Source organism: Azospirillum sp. B4, from assembly GCF_000333275.1.
Classification (GTDB): domain Bacteria; phylum Pseudomonadota; class Alphaproteobacteria; order Azospirillales; family Azospirillaceae; genus Nitrospirillum.
Window position 1 is genome coordinate 1 of record NZ_BACU01000210.1, and the last position, 16,823, is coordinate 16,823.

A 16,823-nucleotide genomic window follows, 5' to 3' on the forward strand; every position below is an offset into this window, starting at 1 on the left:
CCCCTCACCCTGCGGCGGGGGGATGCGCGGCGCACGCTGCCGCTGCAGGATTTCTTCCTGGCCTACGGCAAACAGGATCGCCAACCGGGCGAGTTCGTGGAAAGCGTGACGGTGCCCAAGCCGGGCAAGGGCGACCTGTTCGCCGCATACAAGATCTCCAAGCGGTTCGACCAGGACATCTCCGCCCTGTGCGCCTGCTTCCTGGTGACGGTGGGCGACGACGGCCTGGTCACCCGTGCCCGCCTGGCCTATGGCGGCATGGCGGGCACGCCGAAGCGGGCGGATGCGGCGGAGGCGGTGCTGCTGGGCCGCCCCTGGGACGCGGCCGCCGCGCGGGACGCCAAGGCCGCCCTTGCCCAGGACTTCTCCCCGCTCAGCGACTGGCGCGCCAGTGCCGCCTATCGCCTGGCGGTGGCTGGCAATCTGCTGCTGAAGTTCCAGGTGGAGAGCGCGGCCGATGCCCCCGCCACCCGGGTGCTGACGCAGCGGGCCCAGACGTTCCAGGCGGGTTGCGACATCGCAAAGCGGGGGCCGGTCCATGCCTGACAGAACCCCCATCGATATCCCCGCCATCGCCCCGCGCCGCATCGACGGCGCCGTTCATGACAGCCGCCGCCACGAAAGCGCCCACAAGCATGTGAGCGGGGAGGCGCTGTACGTCGACGACATCGCGGAACCCGCCGGCCTGCTGCATGTGCAACTGGGCCTGGCCAGCCGCGCCCACGCCCGCATCCTGGCCATGGACCTGGACGCTGTGCGCCAGGCGCCGGGCGTGGTCGCCGTCTTCACCGCCGCCGATATTCCGGGTGACAACGACATCGGCGCCGGACTGCGCCATGATGAGCCATTGTTCGCCGGGGATCTGGTTCAGTACCACGGCCACCCCCTGTTCGCGGTGGCCGCCGAAACCCGCGACCAGGCGCGCCGCGCCGCCCAACTGGCCAAGGTGGAATACGCGAATCTGCCGGCCGTGCTCGATATCGCCTCGGCCCGTGACCCCGGCACCCTGGTCACCCCGCCCATGACCCTGCGCCTGGGCGATGCGGAGGCGGCGCTGAAGGCGGCCCCCCACACGCTGACGGGCCGCATCGCGATCGGTGGGCAGGAGCATTTCTACCTGGAAAGCCAGATCGCCATGGCCGTGCCGGGGGAGGATGAGGATGTTCTGGTCCATGTCTCCACCCAGCACCCCAGCGAGGTGCAGCACATCGTCGCCCACGTCCTGGCCATCCCCGACGGCGCGGTGACGGTGGAGGTGCGGCGCATGGGCGGCGGCTTTGGCGGCAAGGAGACGCAGGCCAACCTGTTCGCCGCCACCGTGGCGCTGGTGGCCAAGAAGACGGGCCGCGCCGCCAAGCTGCGCCCAGACCGCGACGACGACTTCCGCATCACCGGCAAGCGCCATGATTTCGAGGTGGACTATACCGTCGGCTTTGACGATGACGGCCGCATCCTGGGCACGGACATGGTGTTCGCCGCCCGCTGCGGCTTCGCGGCCGACCTGTCGGGCCCGGTGACCGACCGCGCGCTGTTCCATGCCGACAACTGCTATTTCTACGGCAACGCGCGCATGTCCTCCCTGCCGCTGAAGACCAACACGGTGTCCAACACCGCCTTTCGCGGCTTTGGCGGGCCCCAGGGCATGGTGGCGGCGGAACGGGTGGTGGAGGAGGTGGCGTTCGCCGTGGGGCGCGACCCGCTGGACGTGCGCAAGCTGAACTTCTACGGCACCACCGACCGCAACGTGACGCCCTACCACCAGACCGTGGAGGACAACATCATCGGCCCCCTGGTCGATGAGCTGGAGGCCTGGTCGGACTATCGCGCGCGGCGTCAGGGCATCCGCGCCTTCAACGCCGCCAACCCCTATCTGAAGAAGGGCCTGGCCCTGACGCCGGTGAAGTTCGGCATTTCCTTCACCTTCACGCCCTATAACCAGGGCGGGGCGCTGATCCACATCTACACCGACGGCTCCATCCACCTGAACCATGGCGGGACGGAGATGGGCCAGGGCCTGAACACCAAGGTGGCGCAGGTGGTGGCGGATGAGTTCCAGGTGGATATCGGCCGCATCCGCATCACCGCCACCACCACGGGCAAGGTGCCCAACACCTCGGCCACCGCCGCCTCTTCCGGTTCTGACATCAACGGCAAGGCGGCGCAGAACGCCGCGCGCACGCTGAAGGCCCGGTTGGTGGACTTCGTGGCCGGGCACTGGAACGTGCCGGAGGATGCGGTGGCCTTCACCGCCGACGGTGTCCGGGTGGGCGACCAGGTGCTGACCTTCCGGGAGGTGGTGAAGGCCGCGTACATGGGCCGCGTTTCCCTGTCAGCCACGGGATATTACAAGACGCCCAAGATCCACTGGGACCGGGCCAAGGGCCAGGGACGTCCCTTCCTCTACTACGCCTATGGCGCCGCGGTGGCGGAGGTGACGGTGGACACCCTGACGGGCGAGTATGTGGTGGACCGCGTCGATATCCTGCACGACTGTGGCGACAGCCTGAACCCGGCGCTGGACAAGGGCCAGGTGGAGGGCGGCTTCGTCCAGGGCATGGGCTGGCTGACGACGGAGGAGCTGTGGTGGGACGCCCAGGGCCGCCTCCGCACCCACGCCCCCAGCACCTACAAGATCCCGGCCTGCGGCGACCGTCCGCGCCAGTTCAACGTCCGCCTGGTGCAGAACAACCCGAATGTGGAAGACACCATCCACCGCAGCAAGGCGGTGGGGGAGCCGCCGCTGATGCTGGGCATCTGCGTGCTGCACGCCCTGTCCGACGCGGTGGCCAGCGTGGCCGATCACACCCTCTGCCCCCAGCTGGACGCGCCGGCCACGCCCGAACGGGTGCTGATGACCATCGAGCGCCTTCGCGCCCAGGCGGCGGGCGGGGGGATGGCATGACCGTGCCCCTGTCAGCGCCCGGGCCGATGTCCGCCATCCTGGCGGCCCGCCTGGCCCGGGGGGAGGCGGTGGCCTTGGTGATGGTGGCGGAGGCGCGCGGCTCCACCCCCCGGGAGGCTGGCGCCTGCATGGCCGTGGGCCCGGACTGGCAGGCCGGCACCGTGGGCGGCGGCCGGCTGGAGCAGCTGGGCCTGGAAACCGCCCGTCGCCTGCTGGCGGAAGGGGGTGACCCGGTGCGCCTGGACGTGCCCTTGGGCCCGGCGGTGGGCCAGTGCTGCGGCGGCCATGTCGCGCTGACGGTGGAGCGGGTGGATGAGGCGGTGCTGTACCGCCTGCGCGCGGCGGAGGCGACGGCCGTGGCCGGCCAGCCCTGGCTAATGCTGTTCGGCGCCGGCCATGTCGGCAAGGCGGTGGCCCGGGCGGTGGCACCCCTGCCGCTGCGCCTGGTATGGGTGGACAGTCGCGCCTCGGAATTCCCGCCGGATCCGCCGGTGGATGCCGACATCCGCGTGGCGACGGAATTGCCCAGCCAGGTGGCCCTGGCCCCGCCCGGCGCCGGCTACCTGATCATGACCCACAACCACGATCTGGACTTCGCCATCACGGCGGAGGCGGTGCGGCGCACCGATGCGGCCTATGTCGGCCTCATCGGTTCCCACACCAAGCGGCAGCGCTTTTCCCGCTGGTACCTGGCCCAGGGCTATGAGCCCGATCACCTGAAGCGCCTGGTCTGCCCCATCGGCCCCGGTGTGGCCGGCGACAAGCGGCCGGAGGTCATCGCCGCCCTGACGACGGCGGAGGTGCTGGCGGCCCTGTTGCGCCGCCCGCCGCAGACCACGGTGATGATGGGCGATATCCTCGGGCCGGTCGGCCCGTGATCTATCTGGATCACCTGGCCAGCACGCCGCTGGACGGCCGGGTGCTGACAGCCATGCTGCCATGGTTCCGGCCCGATCATGCCGGTAACGCCCAGTCCGCCCACCACAATGCCGGCCGCGCCGCCGCCCGCGCCATCACCCAGGCCGCCCGCGCCGTGGCGGCGCTGGTGGACGCGCCGGCGGATGCCGCCGTCACCTTCACCCCCAGCGCCAGCGAGGCCAACCGCCTGGCGCTCCAGGGCCTGGCGCCGGCCGGCGCCCCGCTGCTGGTGTCAGCCATCGAGCATGACAGCGTGCTGCGCCAACTGGACGCCCTGCGCGCCACCGGCCGGTCGGTGACGCTGCTGCCAGTCGATGGCCAGGGCCTCATCCGCCTGGACGCGCTGGAGGCCGCCCTGGCGGTGGCAGCCCGCCCGGCCGTGCTGTCGCTCATGGCGGTGAACAACGAGGTCGGCAGCGTGCAGCCGCTGGCGGCGGTGGCCGATCTCTGCCGCCGCCATGGCGCGCTGTGGCACTGCGACGGGGTGCAGCGGGTGGCGACGGCGCCCTTGCCCTTGGGCAGCAAGGACCGTTCCGGGCCCGATATGATCACCCTGTCGGCGCATAAGCTCTATGGGCCGCAGGGCGTGGGCGCCCTGGTGGCCCGCGCTGGGCTGGCGCCAGCGGCCCCCTGGTCCTGGGGCACGCCGCCCGCCGCGTTGATCGCCGGCTTCGCCGAAGCGGCCCGCCTGGTGCTGGAGCGGCGCGATGCGGACCGCGAGCACCTGGCGGCCTTGACCGCGCGCCTGTGGGCGGGCTTGAGTGCCGGGATTCCCGGTATCGTGCGCAACGGCCCGGCCGATGGCCTGCCGGGCTGCCTCAACGTCACGGTGCCGGGCGTGGACGCGGCCGACCTGCTGCTGGATCTGCCGGACCTGGCGCTGTCCACCGGGTCCGCCTGCCGGTCCGCCACCGGCCAGCCGTCGCACGTCCTGACCGCCATGGGCCGGGATGCCGCCGCCGCCTTCGGCAGCCTGCGCTTCGGTCTGGGCCGGGGAACCACGGGGGCGGAGGTCGACCAGGCGGTGGCCCGCATCGCGGCCGTGCTCCGGGCGCGCTGATCCTGTACCCTGGCGGCAAAGGCTCCCTTTGGTGAAGGAACGCCGTATGCCGGAACAGGATCAGGTCATCGTCTGGCTGCTGAACGCCGACCCGGCCATCCGCTGGCAGGTGATGCGCGACCTGTTGGACATGCCGGAGGCGGACTGGCGGGCGGAACGTGCCAAGGTGGAGACGGAGGGCTGGGGCGCCCGGCTGTTGGCCTGCCAGGATCCGGATGGGCAGTGGGCCGGCGGCGCCTTCGTTCCCGCCGACTTCACCCCGGAAGAATGGCGGTCCGAGGGCCAGCCATGGACCGCCACCGCCTTCGCCCTGGACCAGTTGCGCGAATTCGGCCTGGACCCGGCCAGCGGCCGGGCCCGGCGCACCGTGGCCCAGGTCGGCGCCCATTCCCGCTGGGACGAGGGCGGCCAGCCCTTTTGGCGGGGGGAGGTGGAGGAATGCATCAACGGCCGCACGGTGGCCAACGGCGCCTATTTCGGCGCTGACGTTTCCGCCCTGGTCGAACGCCTGGTGGGGGAGCGGCAGGCCGACGGCGGCTGGAATTGCGAACGCGCCAACGGTTCCACCTGTTCCTCCTTCGCCACTACCCTCAACGTGCTGGAAGGCCTGTTGGAGTATGAGCGCGCCACCGGCGGCACGGCCGCGTCGCGTGACGCGCGACGGACGGGGGAGGACTATTTGCTGGCCCGCCACCTGTTCCGCCGCCTGACGACGGGGGAGCCGGCCGACCCGCAGTTCCTGGACCTGCTACACCCCAACCGCTGGCGTTACGACACCCTGCGCGCCCTGGACTATTTCCGCGCCGCCGGCCAACTGAACGGCACCCAGCCCGACCCACGCCTAGCGGAGGCGGTGGCCCACCTGCGCGCCCGCCGCCAGGCGGACGGCACCTGGCCGCTGGACTGGGACCTGAGGGGGCGGGTGTGGTTCAAGGTCAACGATGGGCCGGGCAAGCCGTCGCGCTGGGTCACCCTGCGGGCGCTGCGGGTGTTGAAGTGGTGGGACGCCGCCGCCTGACAAGGGCGGTATTTCAACCCGCTTTTCTTCATTTTTTGAAGCTGTTGCCGATACGGAAGCCCTGGCGCGCCGCCGCCGGCACCCGTAGCGTTGTGCGGTTGCGATATAAAACGGGGCGGCGGGGCGATGGAGTTCATTTTCTGGGAGTGGATCAACACCTTGGCGCGCTGGCTGCACATCGTGGCGGCGGTGGCGTGGATCGGATCCTCCTTTTACTTCATGGCCTTGGATGCCAGCCTGCGCAAGCGGCCCCACCTGCCCGCCGGCGTGGCGGGGGAGGCGTGGCAGGTCCACGGCGGCGGCTTCTACAACATGGTGAAATACCTGGTGGCGCCGTCGCAGATGCCGGCCGAACTCACCTGGTTCAAGTGGGAAGCCTACACCACCTGGCTCAGCGGCTTTTTCCTGCTGGTGGTGCTCTACTATCGCGGCGCCGACCTGCTGCTGATCGACCAGTCGGTCATGGCCCTGACGCAGGTTCAGGCCATTGGCCTCAGCGTCGGTCTGCTGGCCGCCGGCTGGATCGTCTATGACCTGATGTGCCGCTCGCCTTTGGGCCTGCACAACGGCGCCTTGGCGGCCGTGGGCTTCGTCTTCCTGGTGGCGGCCTGCTGGGGCACCACCCATGTGTTCAGCCCGCGCGGCGCCATGCTGCAGATGGGCGCCCTGATCGGCACCATGATGGTGGCCAACGTCTTCCTGCTGATCATCCCCAACCAGCGCAAGGTGGTGGCGACGCTGCTGGCCGGCGGCACGCCCGATCCCTCCTTGGGCAAGGCCGCGAAGCAGCGGTCCATGCACAACAACTACCTGACCCTGCCGGTGGTCTTCCTGATGATCGGCAACCATTATCCGCTGACCTACGCCACCCGTTACAACTGGGTGATCTTCGCCGTGGTGCTGGTGGTGGGCGCCGCCGTTCGCCACTTCTTCAACACCAAGCACGCGGGCAAGCCGGCGCCGTGGTGGGCCTGGGGGGTGGCGGCCGCCGGTGTCCTGCTGGCCGCCTGGCTCAGCGCCCAGGGGTCCACCGACGGCGGCCCCACCGCCAGCGCCGCGCCGCCGGCCGTCACCTTCGCCCAGGCGCAGGAGGTGGTGATGAACCGGTGTAGCATGTGCCACACGGCGGCACCGGCCTGGGATGGCATCGGCGCTCCGCCGCATGGCGTCATCCTTGACAATCCCGGCGATATCCTGCGCCATGCCGCCGACATCCGGCGCCAGGCCGCGCTCAGCAGCGCCATGCCGCCCGGCAACGTCACCCTGATCACGCCGGAGGAACGGGCCATCCTGGCAGCCTGGTCCGCCGGCGCCGCCGACCCCCACCTGGCGTCGGCAACCCTCCCGTCATCGGGCCCGTAACCAGGATAATCCTCATGGCTTTCACCCCCGGCACCACCGCCCTGCGCGGCCGGATCCTGACCTTCCTGCGGGCACCCGAGGCCCCGGGCGACCGCGACAGCTACACCTATATCGATGATGGCCTGGTGGTGGTGACCGATGGTCGCGTCACGGCGGTGGGGGCGGCGGCGGACCTGCTTCCCACCCTGCCGGACGGTATGGCGGTGGAGCATTATCCCGACAGCCTGATCCTGCCGGGCTTCATCGACACCCACATCCACTTTCCCCAGACCCAGGTCATCGCCTCCTACGGCGCGCAACTGCTGGACTGGCTGGAGAAGTACACTTTCATTGAGGAGCAGCGGTACGCCGACCATGCGCACGCCGCCCGCAACGCCCGCTTCTTCCTGGATGAACTGGCGCGCAACGGCACCACCAGCGCCGTGGTCTATGGCAGCGTGCATCCCGGCAGCGTCAAGGCGCTGTTCCATGAGGCCGAGGCGCGCGGCGTGGGCCTGGTGGCGGGCAAGGTCATGATGGACCGCAACGCCCCCACGGCGCTGACCGACACCGCCCAGACCAGCTACGACCATTCCAAGGCGCTGATCGGCGCCTGGCACGGCGTCGGCCGCCAGCGCTACGCCGTCACCCCGCGTTTCGCCATCACCTCCACGCCTGAACAGCTGGAGGTCGCCGGCGCCCTGCTGCGCGAACACCCCGGCGTCTACATGCAGACCCACCTGTCGGAAAACCTGGAGGAGATTCGCCATGTGGCCCGCCTGTATCCGAAGGCCCGAGACTATCTGGACGTCTATGACCGCTTCGGCCTGCTGGGCGACCGCTCCCTCTTCGGCCATTGCATCCATCTGAGCGAGCGGGAAATGGCGCGGATGCATGAGACGGCGTCCATCGCCGTGTTCTGCCCCACCAGCAACCTGTTCATCGGCAGCGGCCTGTTCGACCACGCCGCCCTGGAAAACCCTACCCGGCCGGTGCGCATGGCCCTGGCGACGGACGTGGGCGGCGGCACCAGCTATTCCCTGCTGCGCACGGCGGGGGAGGGATACAAGGTGCTGCAACTGCGCGGCCAAAGCTGGCCGGCGCTGGCCGCCTTCGACCTCATGACCCGGGGCAACGCGGCGGCCCTGGGCCTGTCCGACGAGATCGGCCAGATCGCCCCCGGCCGCTACGCCGACCTGATGGTGCTGGACGCGTCCGCAACCCCCGCCATGGCCCATAGGCGCGAGGCCATCCAGGGTGACCTGGAGGAGGAGCTGTTCCTGCTGATGACCCTGGGCGACGACCGCGCCGTGCGCGCGACCTACATCCAGGGCCGGCGGGTGCATGATCGGAATTAGCATGGTGTGAGGGGCGCGCTTGTGCGAGGATGTGTACATGTGAATACAGGCTGCGGTAAGGAGGCTCACCATGACCAACAGCACCACGTTGACCGTTCGGTTGAAGCCCGAGGTCAAGGATCAGCTTGCGGCCTTGTCGGCTCAGACCAATCGCACTCGCTCCTATCTGGCGGCGGAGGCGATCGCTGACTACGTGGCGCGGGAAATCGCCCTGGTGGAAGGAATACAGCGCGGCCTTGCTGACATCGAGGCGGGCAGGCTGGTGCCGCATGACCAGGCGATGGACGAACTGGATGCGGCGATTGAGGATGTGGCGCGGGGCCGGGGGTGACGCGTACAGTCATCTGGTCCCGGGATGCGCTGGACGAGCTGATCAGTATCGCGCGTTATATCGCCAGGGATAACCCGGGGGCAGCCCGGAAAGTGGCGGCAGCGATCCGCACTGCCGGAGATACCCTGGGGCGGCGTGCCTTGGGGCGGAAAGGTCGGGTCACCGGCACCTATGAAAAGGTGGTGACGGGTTTGCCCTATATCATCGCTTACAAATTTATCGCCGATCCAGCAGAGGGCGAGACCTTGGTGATTTTGCGCGTCGTGCATATGGCGCGTGATTGGCCGCCGGGCAAATGGCCTGACGCTTAAGGAACGTTAGGCCCAGACTTTGCTAGAGAAACCACGCAATAGGCATAGCTGTGTTGGTCGGGGGATGGGGTGATGGCCCTGCTGGAGAACATGCAGGTGTTCGTGCGCGTGGTGGATCTGGGCAGCCTGTCGGCGGCCGGGCGGAACCTGCGCATGTCGCCGGCCCTGGTCAGCCACCGCATCCAGCAGTTGGAGGCGCATCTGGGCGCCCGGCTGCTGAACCGCACCACCCGCCAGCTGCAGGCGACCGAGACCGGCCAGATCTTCTACCAGCATTGCCTGGAGGTGCTGGAGGCGGTGGAGCGGGCGCACAGCAGCATCGCGGCCGAAGGCGGCGCCCCGTCGGGCAGCGTGCGGGTGACGGCGCCGCTGGGCTTCGGCCGGCGGGTGCTGGGGCCGCTGGTGCCGGAGTTCCGCGCCGCCAACCCCATGGTGGACGTGCGCCTGCGCCTGTCCGACCATCTGCTGGACCTGCTGCGCGAGTCCGTGGACATGGCCATCCGCATGGCCACGCTGAAGGACAGCAGCTTCGTCGTGCGCAAGATCGCCGACGTGCGTCGGGTGCTGGTGGCCGCCCCCCGATACCTGGCGGCGCGCGGCCGGCCCCAGGCGCCGTCCGACCTGCTGGAGCATGACTGCCTGCTGCTGCGCTTCCCCGGCACCCAGCAGTACCGCTGGACCCTGACCAGCCGCGGCCAAGGGAAGGGCGAGGCCAAGGCCACCAAGCTGGCCATCGCCGGCCCCATGGACGCCGACGATGGCGACGTGCTGACCCGCTGGGCCGTGGACGGCCACGGCATCGCCCTGAAACCCCTGTGGGAGGTGGCGGACGAGGTGAAGGCCGGGGCGCTGGAGATCGTCCTGCCGGATCATCCGCCGGAACCGGTGCAACTGGCCATCGTCTACCCGCACCGGACCATGCTGCCGGCCAAGGTGCAGTCCCTGTCCGATTTCCTGGTGCCCCGCGTGCGTGGCCTGCTGGCCGCCAGCCATCCCGACGCGCTGCTCTAACCATTACGTCAAATGACGTATGGGAGCTGCCTACCTTTTGGGCGCACATCGGCGAGCGCCCAATTTTCGGGCGACGGCCTTTGCCCAGAGGCACGGCCGTGCCATGCTGGTCCGGCTTGGTTAATGGCTGGCACGGGGGTTGCGATCCGCTGGGCCGGGAGATGGTGGGGGTGGCCTGGGATGCGGTGGGGTTGGGCGGTGGGTGGACGGCATGAGGGCGGCCGGGATGCTGCGGGGTGTCATGCCTGACGCCGCCGGTACCCGGCCCGTGGACGCCGCCCCGCCCGCCACCCGCATGCAACGGCTGGAGGGCCGTGTCATCCTGGGCGTGAAGGCGGGCGCGGATGGCGTCACCCGTCTGGACCGCCTGTACCAGTCCGGATCCGCCCGCCTGCGCTTGCCCAAGGGGCCGGATCTGGAGGGGGTGCTGATCAACACCGGCGGCGGCCTGACGGGGGGCGACGTGCTGGAGACGGAGGTCATCGTGGCCGCCGGCGCCCGCGCCACCGTCACCACCCAGGCCGCCGAGAAAATCTACCGCGCCAGCGCCGGGGAGGCCCGGGTGCTGAACCGCCTGGAGGTCGCCGGCCGGCTGGACTGGCTGCCCCAGGAAACCATCCTGTTCGACGGGGCCCGCCTGTGCCGGCGGCTGGAGGTGGAGATGGCGGCGGGCGCCACCCTGCTGGCGGCCGAAGCCACCGTGTTCGGCCGCACCGCGCGGGGCGAACGGGTGGCGCACGGCCTGTTCCGGGATGAATGGCGCATCCGGGTGGGCGGCCGGCTGGTGTATGCCGATACCGTGCGGCTGTCCGGTGACATCGACGCCCAGTTGGCCCGCGCCGCCGTGGCCGGCGGGGCCTGTGCCGTGGCGTCCTGCCTTTACGTGGCGCCGGATGCGGAGGGGCTGGTGGAGGCGGTGCGCGACCTGCTGCGCGCGGACGGCGTCAAGGCCGGGGCCAGCGCCTGGAACGGGCTGCTGGCCTTGCGCCTGGTGGCCCGCGACGGCCAGGCCCTGCTGCGGGCCCTGGCGCCCGTGATCGAATTCCTGCGCGGGATGCCCGTCCCGCGCGTCTGGCGTTGCTGAGGGAGGCGTTGACCCCATGAACCTGACCCCGCGTGAGAAGGATAAGCTGCTGATCGCCATGGCCGCCATGGTGGCGCGCCGTCGCCTGGAACGGGGCGTGAAGCTGAACCATCCCGAGGCCGTGGCCCTGATCACCGACTTCGTGGTCGAAGGTGCGCGCGACGGCCGCCCGGTGGCGGAGCTGATGGACCAGGGCGCCCACGTGGTGGGCCGCCACCAAGTGATGGAGGGCATCGCCGAGATGATCCACGACGTGCAGGTGGAGGCGACCTTCCCCGACGGGGTGAAGCTGGTCACCGTCCATAACCCCATCCGCTGAGGTGCCGTGATGACGATGATTCCGGGGCAAATCTTCACCGCTGACGGCGAGATCGAACTGAACGCCGGCCTGCCCACCCTGACGCTGGACGTGGCCAACACCGGCGACCGCCCCATCCAGGTGGGCAGCCATTTCCACTTTTTCGAGACCAACGCCGGCTTGAGCTTCGACCGGCGGCAGGCCTACGGCCACCGGCTGGACATTCCCGCCGGCACCGCCGTGCGGTTCGAGCCGGGACAGACCCGCACCGTCACCCTGGTGCCCTATCGTGGCGCCCGCACGGTCTACGGTTTCAACGCCAAGGTTTCCGGCGCGCTGTCGGACAAGACCGCGAGGGGGGGCAACTGATGGCCGTGAAGATCAGCCGCGCCGCATACGCGGACATGTTCGGCCCCACCGTGGGCGACCGGGTGCGCCTGGCCGACACCGACCTGATCGTGGAGGTGGAGAAGGACCTGACCACCTATGGCGAGGAGGTGAAGTTCGGCGGCGGCAAGGTCATCCGCGACGGTATGGGCCAGTCGCAGGCGACCCGCGCGCAAGGGGCGGTCGACACCGTCATCACCAACGCCCTGATCATCGACCACTGGGGCATCGTCAAGGCCGACGTGGGCCTGCGCGACGGCCGCATCCACACCATCGGCAAGGCGGGCAACCCCGATGTCCAGCCGGGGGTGGACATCATCGTCGGGCCCGGGACGGAGGTGATCGCCGGCGAGGGCAAGATCCTGACGGCGGGCGGCATCGACACCCACATCCACTTCATCTGCCCCCAGCAGATCGAGGAGGCGCTGATGTCCGGCGTCACCACCATGCTGGGCGGCGGCACCGGCCCCGCCACCGGCACGGCGGCCACCACCTGCACGCCGGGGCCCTGGCACCTGGCCCGCATGCTGGAGGCGGCGGAGGCCTTCCCCATGAACCTGGCCTTCGCCGGCAAGGGCAACGCCGCCCTGCCTGCGGCGCTGGAGGAACAGGTGCGGGCGGGGGCCGCCGCGCTGAAGCTGCATGAGGACTGGGGCACCACCCCGGCCACCATCGACACCTGCCTGGGCGTGGGCGACCGTTTCGACGTGCAGGTGATGATCCATTCCGACACGCTGAACGAGTCCGGCTTCGTCGAGGACACGATCGCCGCGTTCAAGGGCCGCACCATCCACGCCTACCATACCGAGGGGGCGGGTGGCGGCCACGCGCCGGACATCATCAAGGTCTGCGGCCTGGCCAACGTCATCCCCTCCTCCACCAACCCGACGCGGCCCTACACCCGCAACACGGTGGATGAGCATCTGGACATGTTGATGGTCTGCCACCACCTGGACCCCAACATCCCGGAGGACGTGGCCTTCGCCGAGAGCCGCATCCGGCGCGAGACCATCGCGGCGGAGGATGTGCTGCACGACCTGGGCGCCCTTTCCATCATCTCCTCCGACAGCCAGGCCATGGGGCGGGTGGGGGAAGTGCTGATCCGCACCTGGCAGACGGCGCACAAGATGAAGGTGCAGCGCGGCCGATTGGCGGAGGAGACGGGCGAGAACGACAACGCCCGCGTGAAACGCTATATCGCCAAGGTCACCATCAACCCGGCCATTGCCCACGGCATGAGCGCGCATGTGGGCTCCATTACCAAGGGCAAACTGGCCGACCTAGTGCTGTGGTCGCCGGCCTTCTTCGGGGTGAAGCCCGACCTGGTGCTGAAGATGGGCACCATCGTGGCCGCCCCCATGGGCGACCCCAACGCCAGCATCCCCACGCCCCAGCCCGTGCACTATCGCCCCATGTTCGGCGCCTATGGCCGGGCGGTGCGCGGCTGCGCCGTCACCTTCGTCTCGCAGGCGGCGCTGGACGACGGCATCGGCCAGCGCCTGGGCCTGGAGAAGACCTTGCTGGCGGTCAGCAACACCCGCGGCGGCATCGGCAAGGCCGCCATGATCCATAACAGCGCCACGCCGGTGGTGGAGGTCGATCCGGAAACCTATGAGGTGCGGGTGGACGGTCAGATCGTCACCTGCGAGCCCGCCGACGTGCTGCCCATGGCGCAGCGCTATTTCTTGTTCTGAGGATCGCCCGCCTTGAGTGAAGACATACCTCGCGCTCACACCATCCTGCCCGCCGGCTATTGGGACGCGGCCAAGGCGGCCGGCACCGTGACGCTGGATTTCGACCGCCGCTGCCGCCGGCGCCTGCGGCTGGAGCGGGACGGCGGGCCAGATGGGAAGGGGGGCGGCCCGGTCATGCTGGACCTGCCCACCCCGCGCCATATCCGCGATGGCGACGGCTTGGTGCTGACCGGTGGCGGCATCGTGGCGGTGAAGGCCGCGCCGGAGGATCTGATGGAGGTGCGGTGCGAGGCCATCGGCGACCTGCTGCGCATGGCCTGGCACATCGGCAACCGCCACATCCCGGCGGAACTGCGGGGCGACCGCCTGCGCATCCGCGCCGACCATGTGCTGGCCGACATGCTGACCGGCCTGGGCGCCATCGTCACCCCCGTTTCCGCCCCCTTCGACCCCGAGGGCGGCGCCTATGGCGACAGCCCGGCCGGGGGTGGTCATGGGCACGGGCATTCCCACGGGCACGGCCACGGCCATCACCACCACGGGCATGAGCATGGCTGATGCCCCGGCCCCCCTGGTCGCCGACGCGGCCGGCCTTTACCGCCTCATGACCTGGCTGACGGCCAGCTTCCCGGTGGGCGCCTTCTCCTACAGCCACGGCCTGGAATGGGTGGTGGAGGAGGGCACGGTGCGCGACGTCGATGCCCTGGTCGCCTGGCTGGACGATTTGCTGATCCTGGGCTCCGGCTGGAACGACGCCGTCCTGGCGGCGGCGGGCTGGCGCGCCTCGGCGGCCGGGGATTGGGCGGTATTGGGGGAGGTGGCTGACCTGGCGGCGGCCTTGACGCCAACGGCGGAGCGGCGGCTGGAGACCCTGTCCCAGGGGCGCGCCTTCGCCGCCGCCATCGCGTCGGCCTGGCCCTGCGCCGCCGTCGACCGGCTGCGGGCGAGGGGCGGGGACCTGGCCTATCCCGTGGCGGTCGGTGCCGTGGCGGCGGGCCACGGGCTCAGCCTGCCCGCCACCTTGCTGGGCTATCTGCACGGTTTCGTCGGCAACCTGGTGTCGGCGGCCCTGCGCCTGGTGCCGCTGGGCCAGACGGACGGCCAGCGGGCATTGGCGCGGAGCGAGCCGCTGGTGCTGGCCACGGTCGCCCGCGCGGCCGCCAGCACCCTGGATGATCTGGGCGGCGGCGCCTGGCTTGCCGACATCGCCTCCATGAACCATGAGACGCAATACACGAGGTTGTTCCGGTCATGAGCGTATCCTCCCCCACGACCTTCTCGCCCAACGGCCCCCTGCGGGTGGGCATCGGCGGCCCCGTCGGTTCCGGCAAGACGGCGTTGATGGAGGCGCTGTGCAAGCGTTTCCGCGACACCTACAACATCGTCGCCATCACCAACGACATCTACACCAAGGAGGACGCGCTGATCCTGACGCGCGTCGGCGCCCTGGACCCCGACCGCATCCTGGGGGTGGAGACGGGCGGCTGCCCCCACACCGCCATCCGTGAGGACGCGTCCATCAACCTGGCGGCGGTGGACCAGATGAACGCCAAGTTCCCCGGCCTGGACATCATCCTGATCGAATCCGGCGGCGACAATCTGGCCGCCACCTTCAGCCCGGAACTGGCCGACATCACCATCTACGTCATCGACGTGGCGGCGGGGGAGAAGATCCCGCGCAAGGGCGGGCCGGGCATCACCCGCTCCGACCTGCTGGTCATCAACAAGATCGACCTGGCCCCCCTGGTGGGCGCCAGCCTGGAGGTGATGGACAGCGACACCAAGCGCATGCGGGGCGAACGCCCCTACGTCTTCACCAACCTGAAGACGGCGCAGGGCCTGGACACCGTCAGCCGCTTCATCGAACGTGCCGGCGGCCTGGCCGCCTGAGAGCATAAAAGCGGCCTGGCCGCTTGAGTTTCAGCAGACATCTCGAACAGGGAACCCGACCATGATGCACCGCCGCCTGTTGATCGCCCTGACCGCCGTCGCCGCCCTGGCCCCCGCCGCCGCGATGGCCCATCCCGGCATGCCGGGCCACACCCACGGCTTCAGCGAGGGGCTGTTGCATCCCCTGACCGGCTGGGACCACCTTGCCGCCATGACGGCGGTGGGTCTGTGGGCGGGCCAGCAAGCCAAAGGGGGGCAAGGAAGCCGGGCGATCTGGCTGTGGCCGGCCGCCTTCCTGGCCCTGCTGGCGGCCGGCGCCGTCGCCGGCGCCGACGGCCTGGCGCTGCCGGGCATGGAATGGGGCATCGCCCTGTCGGTGGTGGCGCTGGGCTGGCTGACCGCCTTCGGCGCCCGCCTGCCCGTGGCCGCCGGCGCCACGCTGATCGCCGCCTTCGCCTTCTGCCACGGCGCCGCCCACGGGGTGGAGATGCCGGCGGACGCCGACGGCCTGACCTACGGCCTGGGCTTCGTCACCGCGTCGGCCGCCTTGCATCTGGCCGGCGTCGCCCTGTCCCGCCTGGCGGAGCGCACCGGCCTGCAACTGGCGCCGCGCCTGGCCGGCCTGGGCATGGTCGCCACGGCACCGCTGTTGCTGTGGGCGTGACAAGGTACGCCGTGTCGTATCAGCAGCCGAAGTCCACCAGGTAGAAGTGATCGCCGACCGCGGCTGTGATGGTGTATCCGCAGCTCAATTCCGACCCTGCGGCCCTGTCATTCCAGGCGTCGGACTGCTGATTGTGGGGCAGCCGAATCTCGTCGCTCTCGTCAGAGACGACACCGAAGGTTATGCCGAGAAGACCACCCCACTCGATGATCTCCAGCCTGGGCCCGCCGACGGTGGGCAGAGCACGGATCTCATCCAGATAGTGGGAACGGGCGATCGCGAAATGCAGGCGATCGCCCACGGCGCGAACCGCCAGGATGGCAGGTTTTGGCCATAGGGCGGCAGCCAAGAAGGTCAGGGGCAGAATTGCCAGGGCGCAAGGTTGCCGGACGTTCCGTTGCCATGCCGACCGCTGGGCCATAACGGTCGATGCCAAGGCGGCGGCGCCCCAGGCGGCAATGACGGCCAACCCCGCCATGAGATACAAGGACGGCGCCTGAAGGAGGAAGGTCTCGATCAGTACCAGGCTGGCCAAGATGGTGATGGTGATCCACAG

The 16,823-nt window shown here is 70.0% G+C and carries 19 protein-coding genes; 18 read left to right on the plus strand and 1 reads right to left on the minus strand.

The annotated features are described in order from the left end of the window. The 18 genes from I55_RS09180 to I55_RS09265 form a co-directional block, all read left to right on the plus strand. Window positions 1-546, plus strand: a 546-nt coding sequence (locus I55_RS09180; protein ID WP_199902529.1) for an FAD binding domain-containing protein, incomplete at its 5' end; no start/stop codon positions are given. Further along, window positions 539-2,902, plus strand: coding sequence for a xanthine dehydrogenase molybdopterin binding subunit (xdhB, locus tag I55_RS09185; RefSeq protein WP_044560229.1), 2,364 nt, complete (start codon window positions 539-541; stop codon window positions 2,900-2,902). The genes I55_RS09180 and xdhB, both read left to right, overlap by 8 nt. Beyond that, complete coding sequence (gene xdhC, locus I55_RS09190; RefSeq protein ID WP_049973974.1) at window positions 2,899-3,780, plus strand: xanthine dehydrogenase accessory protein XdhC; 882 nt, start codon at window positions 2,899-2,901, stop codon at window positions 3,778-3,780. The genes xdhB and xdhC overlap by 4 nt, the downstream gene beginning before the upstream one ends. After that, a complete protein-coding gene (locus tag I55_RS09195) occupies window positions 3,777-4,880 on the plus strand; it encodes a cysteine desulfurase family protein (protein ID WP_044560231.1) in 1,104 nt (367 codons plus the stop codon). Before xdhC ends, I55_RS09195 begins: the two co-directional genes overlap by 4 nt. Window positions 4,881-4,926: 46 nt before the next feature. Then, window positions 4,927-5,898 (plus strand): hypothetical protein, encoded by a 972-nt coding sequence (locus I55_RS09200; protein ID WP_044560232.1) that lies wholly within the window; start codon window positions 4,927-4,929, stop codon window positions 5,896-5,898. Between the two features lie 126 nt (window positions 5,899-6,024). After that, window positions 6,025-7,260 carry a urate hydroxylase PuuD gene (locus I55_RS09205; RefSeq protein ID WP_044560233.1) on the plus strand — a complete coding sequence of 412 codons (1,236 nt, stop codon included), beginning with the start codon at window positions 6,025-6,027 and terminating at the stop codon, window positions 7,258-7,260. Window positions 7,261-7,274: 14 nt separating this feature from the next. Beyond that, window positions 7,275-8,597, plus strand: a complete 1,323-nt coding sequence (gene guaD, locus I55_RS09210) for a guanine deaminase (RefSeq protein WP_044560234.1) — start codon at window positions 7,275-7,277, stop codon at window positions 8,595-8,597. 70 nt (window positions 8,598-8,667) lie between these two features. Continuing rightward, a complete protein-coding gene (locus tag I55_RS09215) occupies window positions 8,668-8,928 on the plus strand; it encodes a CopG family ribbon-helix-helix protein (protein ID WP_044560235.1) in 261 nt (86 codons plus the stop codon). Beyond that, complete coding sequence (locus I55_RS09220; protein ID WP_044560236.1) at window positions 8,925-9,239, plus strand: type II toxin-antitoxin system RelE/ParE family toxin; 315 nt, start codon at window positions 8,925-8,927, stop codon at window positions 9,237-9,239. Before I55_RS09215 ends, I55_RS09220 begins: the two co-directional genes overlap by 4 nt. A 72-nt stretch (window positions 9,240-9,311) precedes the next feature. Continuing rightward, window positions 9,312-10,250: a LysR family transcriptional regulator gene (locus I55_RS09225; RefSeq protein ID WP_044560237.1), complete on the plus strand. Its 939-nt coding sequence runs from the start codon at window positions 9,312-9,314 to the stop codon at window positions 10,248-10,250. A gap of 226 nt (window positions 10,251-10,476) precedes the next feature. Then, the gene (locus I55_RS09230) at window positions 10,477-11,334 is read left to right on the plus strand and encodes an urease accessory protein UreD (RefSeq protein ID WP_252181087.1); all 858 of its coding nucleotides are present in this window, start codon (window positions 10,477-10,479) and stop codon (window positions 11,332-11,334) included. A 16-nt stretch (window positions 11,335-11,350) separates the two neighbouring features. Further along, window positions 11,351-11,653 (plus strand): urease subunit gamma, encoded by a 303-nt coding sequence (locus tag I55_RS09235; protein WP_044560238.1) that lies wholly within the window; start codon window positions 11,351-11,353, stop codon window positions 11,651-11,653. Between the two features lie 15 nt (window positions 11,654-11,668). Continuing rightward, the gene (locus tag I55_RS09240; protein ID WP_044560244.1) at window positions 11,669-12,001 is read left to right on the plus strand and encodes an urease subunit beta; all 333 of its coding nucleotides are present in this window, start codon (window positions 11,669-11,671) and stop codon (window positions 11,999-12,001) included. Next, a complete protein-coding gene (ureC, locus tag I55_RS09245) occupies window positions 12,001-13,713 on the plus strand; it encodes an urease subunit alpha (protein WP_044560239.1) in 1,713 nt (570 codons plus the stop codon). The genes I55_RS09240 and ureC overlap by 1 nt, the downstream gene beginning before the upstream one ends. 12 nt (window positions 13,714-13,725) lie before the next feature. Further along, window positions 13,726-14,271, plus strand: a complete 546-nt coding sequence (locus tag I55_RS09250) for an urease accessory protein UreE (RefSeq protein WP_252181088.1) — start codon at window positions 13,726-13,728, stop codon at window positions 14,269-14,271. Next, window positions 14,207-14,968 carry an urease accessory protein UreF gene (locus tag I55_RS09255; RefSeq protein ID WP_252181089.1) on the plus strand — a complete coding sequence of 254 codons (762 nt, stop codon included), beginning with the start codon at window positions 14,207-14,209 and terminating at the stop codon, window positions 14,966-14,968. The genes I55_RS09250 and I55_RS09255 overlap by 65 nt, the downstream gene beginning before the upstream one ends. Next, entirely contained in the window at window positions 14,965-15,603 is a 639-nt protein-coding gene (gene ureG / locus I55_RS09260) for an urease accessory protein UreG (RefSeq protein ID WP_044560241.1), read from the plus strand. The genes I55_RS09255 and ureG overlap by 4 nt, the downstream gene beginning before the upstream one ends. A gap of 61 nt (window positions 15,604-15,664) precedes the next feature. Then, the gene (locus I55_RS09265) at window positions 15,665-16,267 is read left to right on the plus strand and encodes a HupE/UreJ family protein (RefSeq protein WP_199902530.1); all 603 of its coding nucleotides are present in this window, start codon (window positions 15,665-15,667) and stop codon (window positions 16,265-16,267) included. 19 nt (window positions 16,268-16,286) lie between these two features. Here I55_RS09265 and I55_RS36960 read toward each other — a convergent pair. Next, on the minus strand, window positions 16,287-16,823 hold a 537-nt coding region (locus I55_RS36960), incomplete at its 5' end, for a hypothetical protein (RefSeq protein ID WP_199902531.1).

Bases quoted from the DNA above. Each gene is read 5' to 3' on its own strand.
- xdhB (WP_044560229.1), top strand. From the start codon at position 539: ATGCCTGACAGAACCCCCATCGATATCCCCGCCATCGCCCCGCGCCGC.
- xdhC (WP_049973974.1), top strand. From the start codon at position 2,899: ATGACCGTGCCCCTGTCAGCGCCCGGGCCGATGTCCGCCATCCTGGCG.
- I55_RS09200 (WP_044560232.1), top strand. From the start codon at position 4,927: ATGCCGGAACAGGATCAGGTCATCGTCTGGCTGCTGAACGCCGACCCG.
- I55_RS09205 (WP_044560233.1), top strand. From the start codon at position 6,025: ATGGAGTTCATTTTCTGGGAGTGGATCAACACCTTGGCGCGCTGGCTG.
- guaD (WP_044560234.1), top strand. From the start codon at position 7,275: ATGGCTTTCACCCCCGGCACCACCGCCCTGCGCGGCCGGATCCTGACC.
- I55_RS09215 (WP_044560235.1), top strand. From the start codon at position 8,668: ATGACCAACAGCACCACGTTGACCGTTCGGTTGAAGCCCGAGGTCAAG.
- I55_RS09225 (WP_044560237.1), top strand. From the start codon at position 9,312: ATGGCCCTGCTGGAGAACATGCAGGTGTTCGTGCGCGTGGTGGATCTG.
- I55_RS09230 (WP_252181087.1), top strand. From the start codon at position 10,477: ATGCTGCGGGGTGTCATGCCTGACGCCGCCGGTACCCGGCCCGTGGAC.
- I55_RS09235 (WP_044560238.1), top strand. From the start codon at position 11,351: ATGAACCTGACCCCGCGTGAGAAGGATAAGCTGCTGATCGCCATGGCC.
- I55_RS09240 (WP_044560244.1), top strand. From the start codon at position 11,669: ATGATTCCGGGGCAAATCTTCACCGCTGACGGCGAGATCGAACTGAAC.
- ureC (WP_044560239.1), top strand. From the start codon at position 12,001: ATGGCCGTGAAGATCAGCCGCGCCGCATACGCGGACATGTTCGGCCCC.
- I55_RS09255 (WP_252181089.1), top strand. From the start codon at position 14,207: ATGGGCACGGGCATTCCCACGGGCACGGCCACGGCCATCACCACCACG.
- ureG (WP_044560241.1), top strand. From the start codon at position 14,965: ATGAGCGTATCCTCCCCCACGACCTTCTCGCCCAACGGCCCCCTGCGG.
- I55_RS09265 (WP_199902530.1), top strand. From the start codon at position 15,665: ATGATGCACCGCCGCCTGTTGATCGCCCTGACCGCCGTCGCCGCCCTG.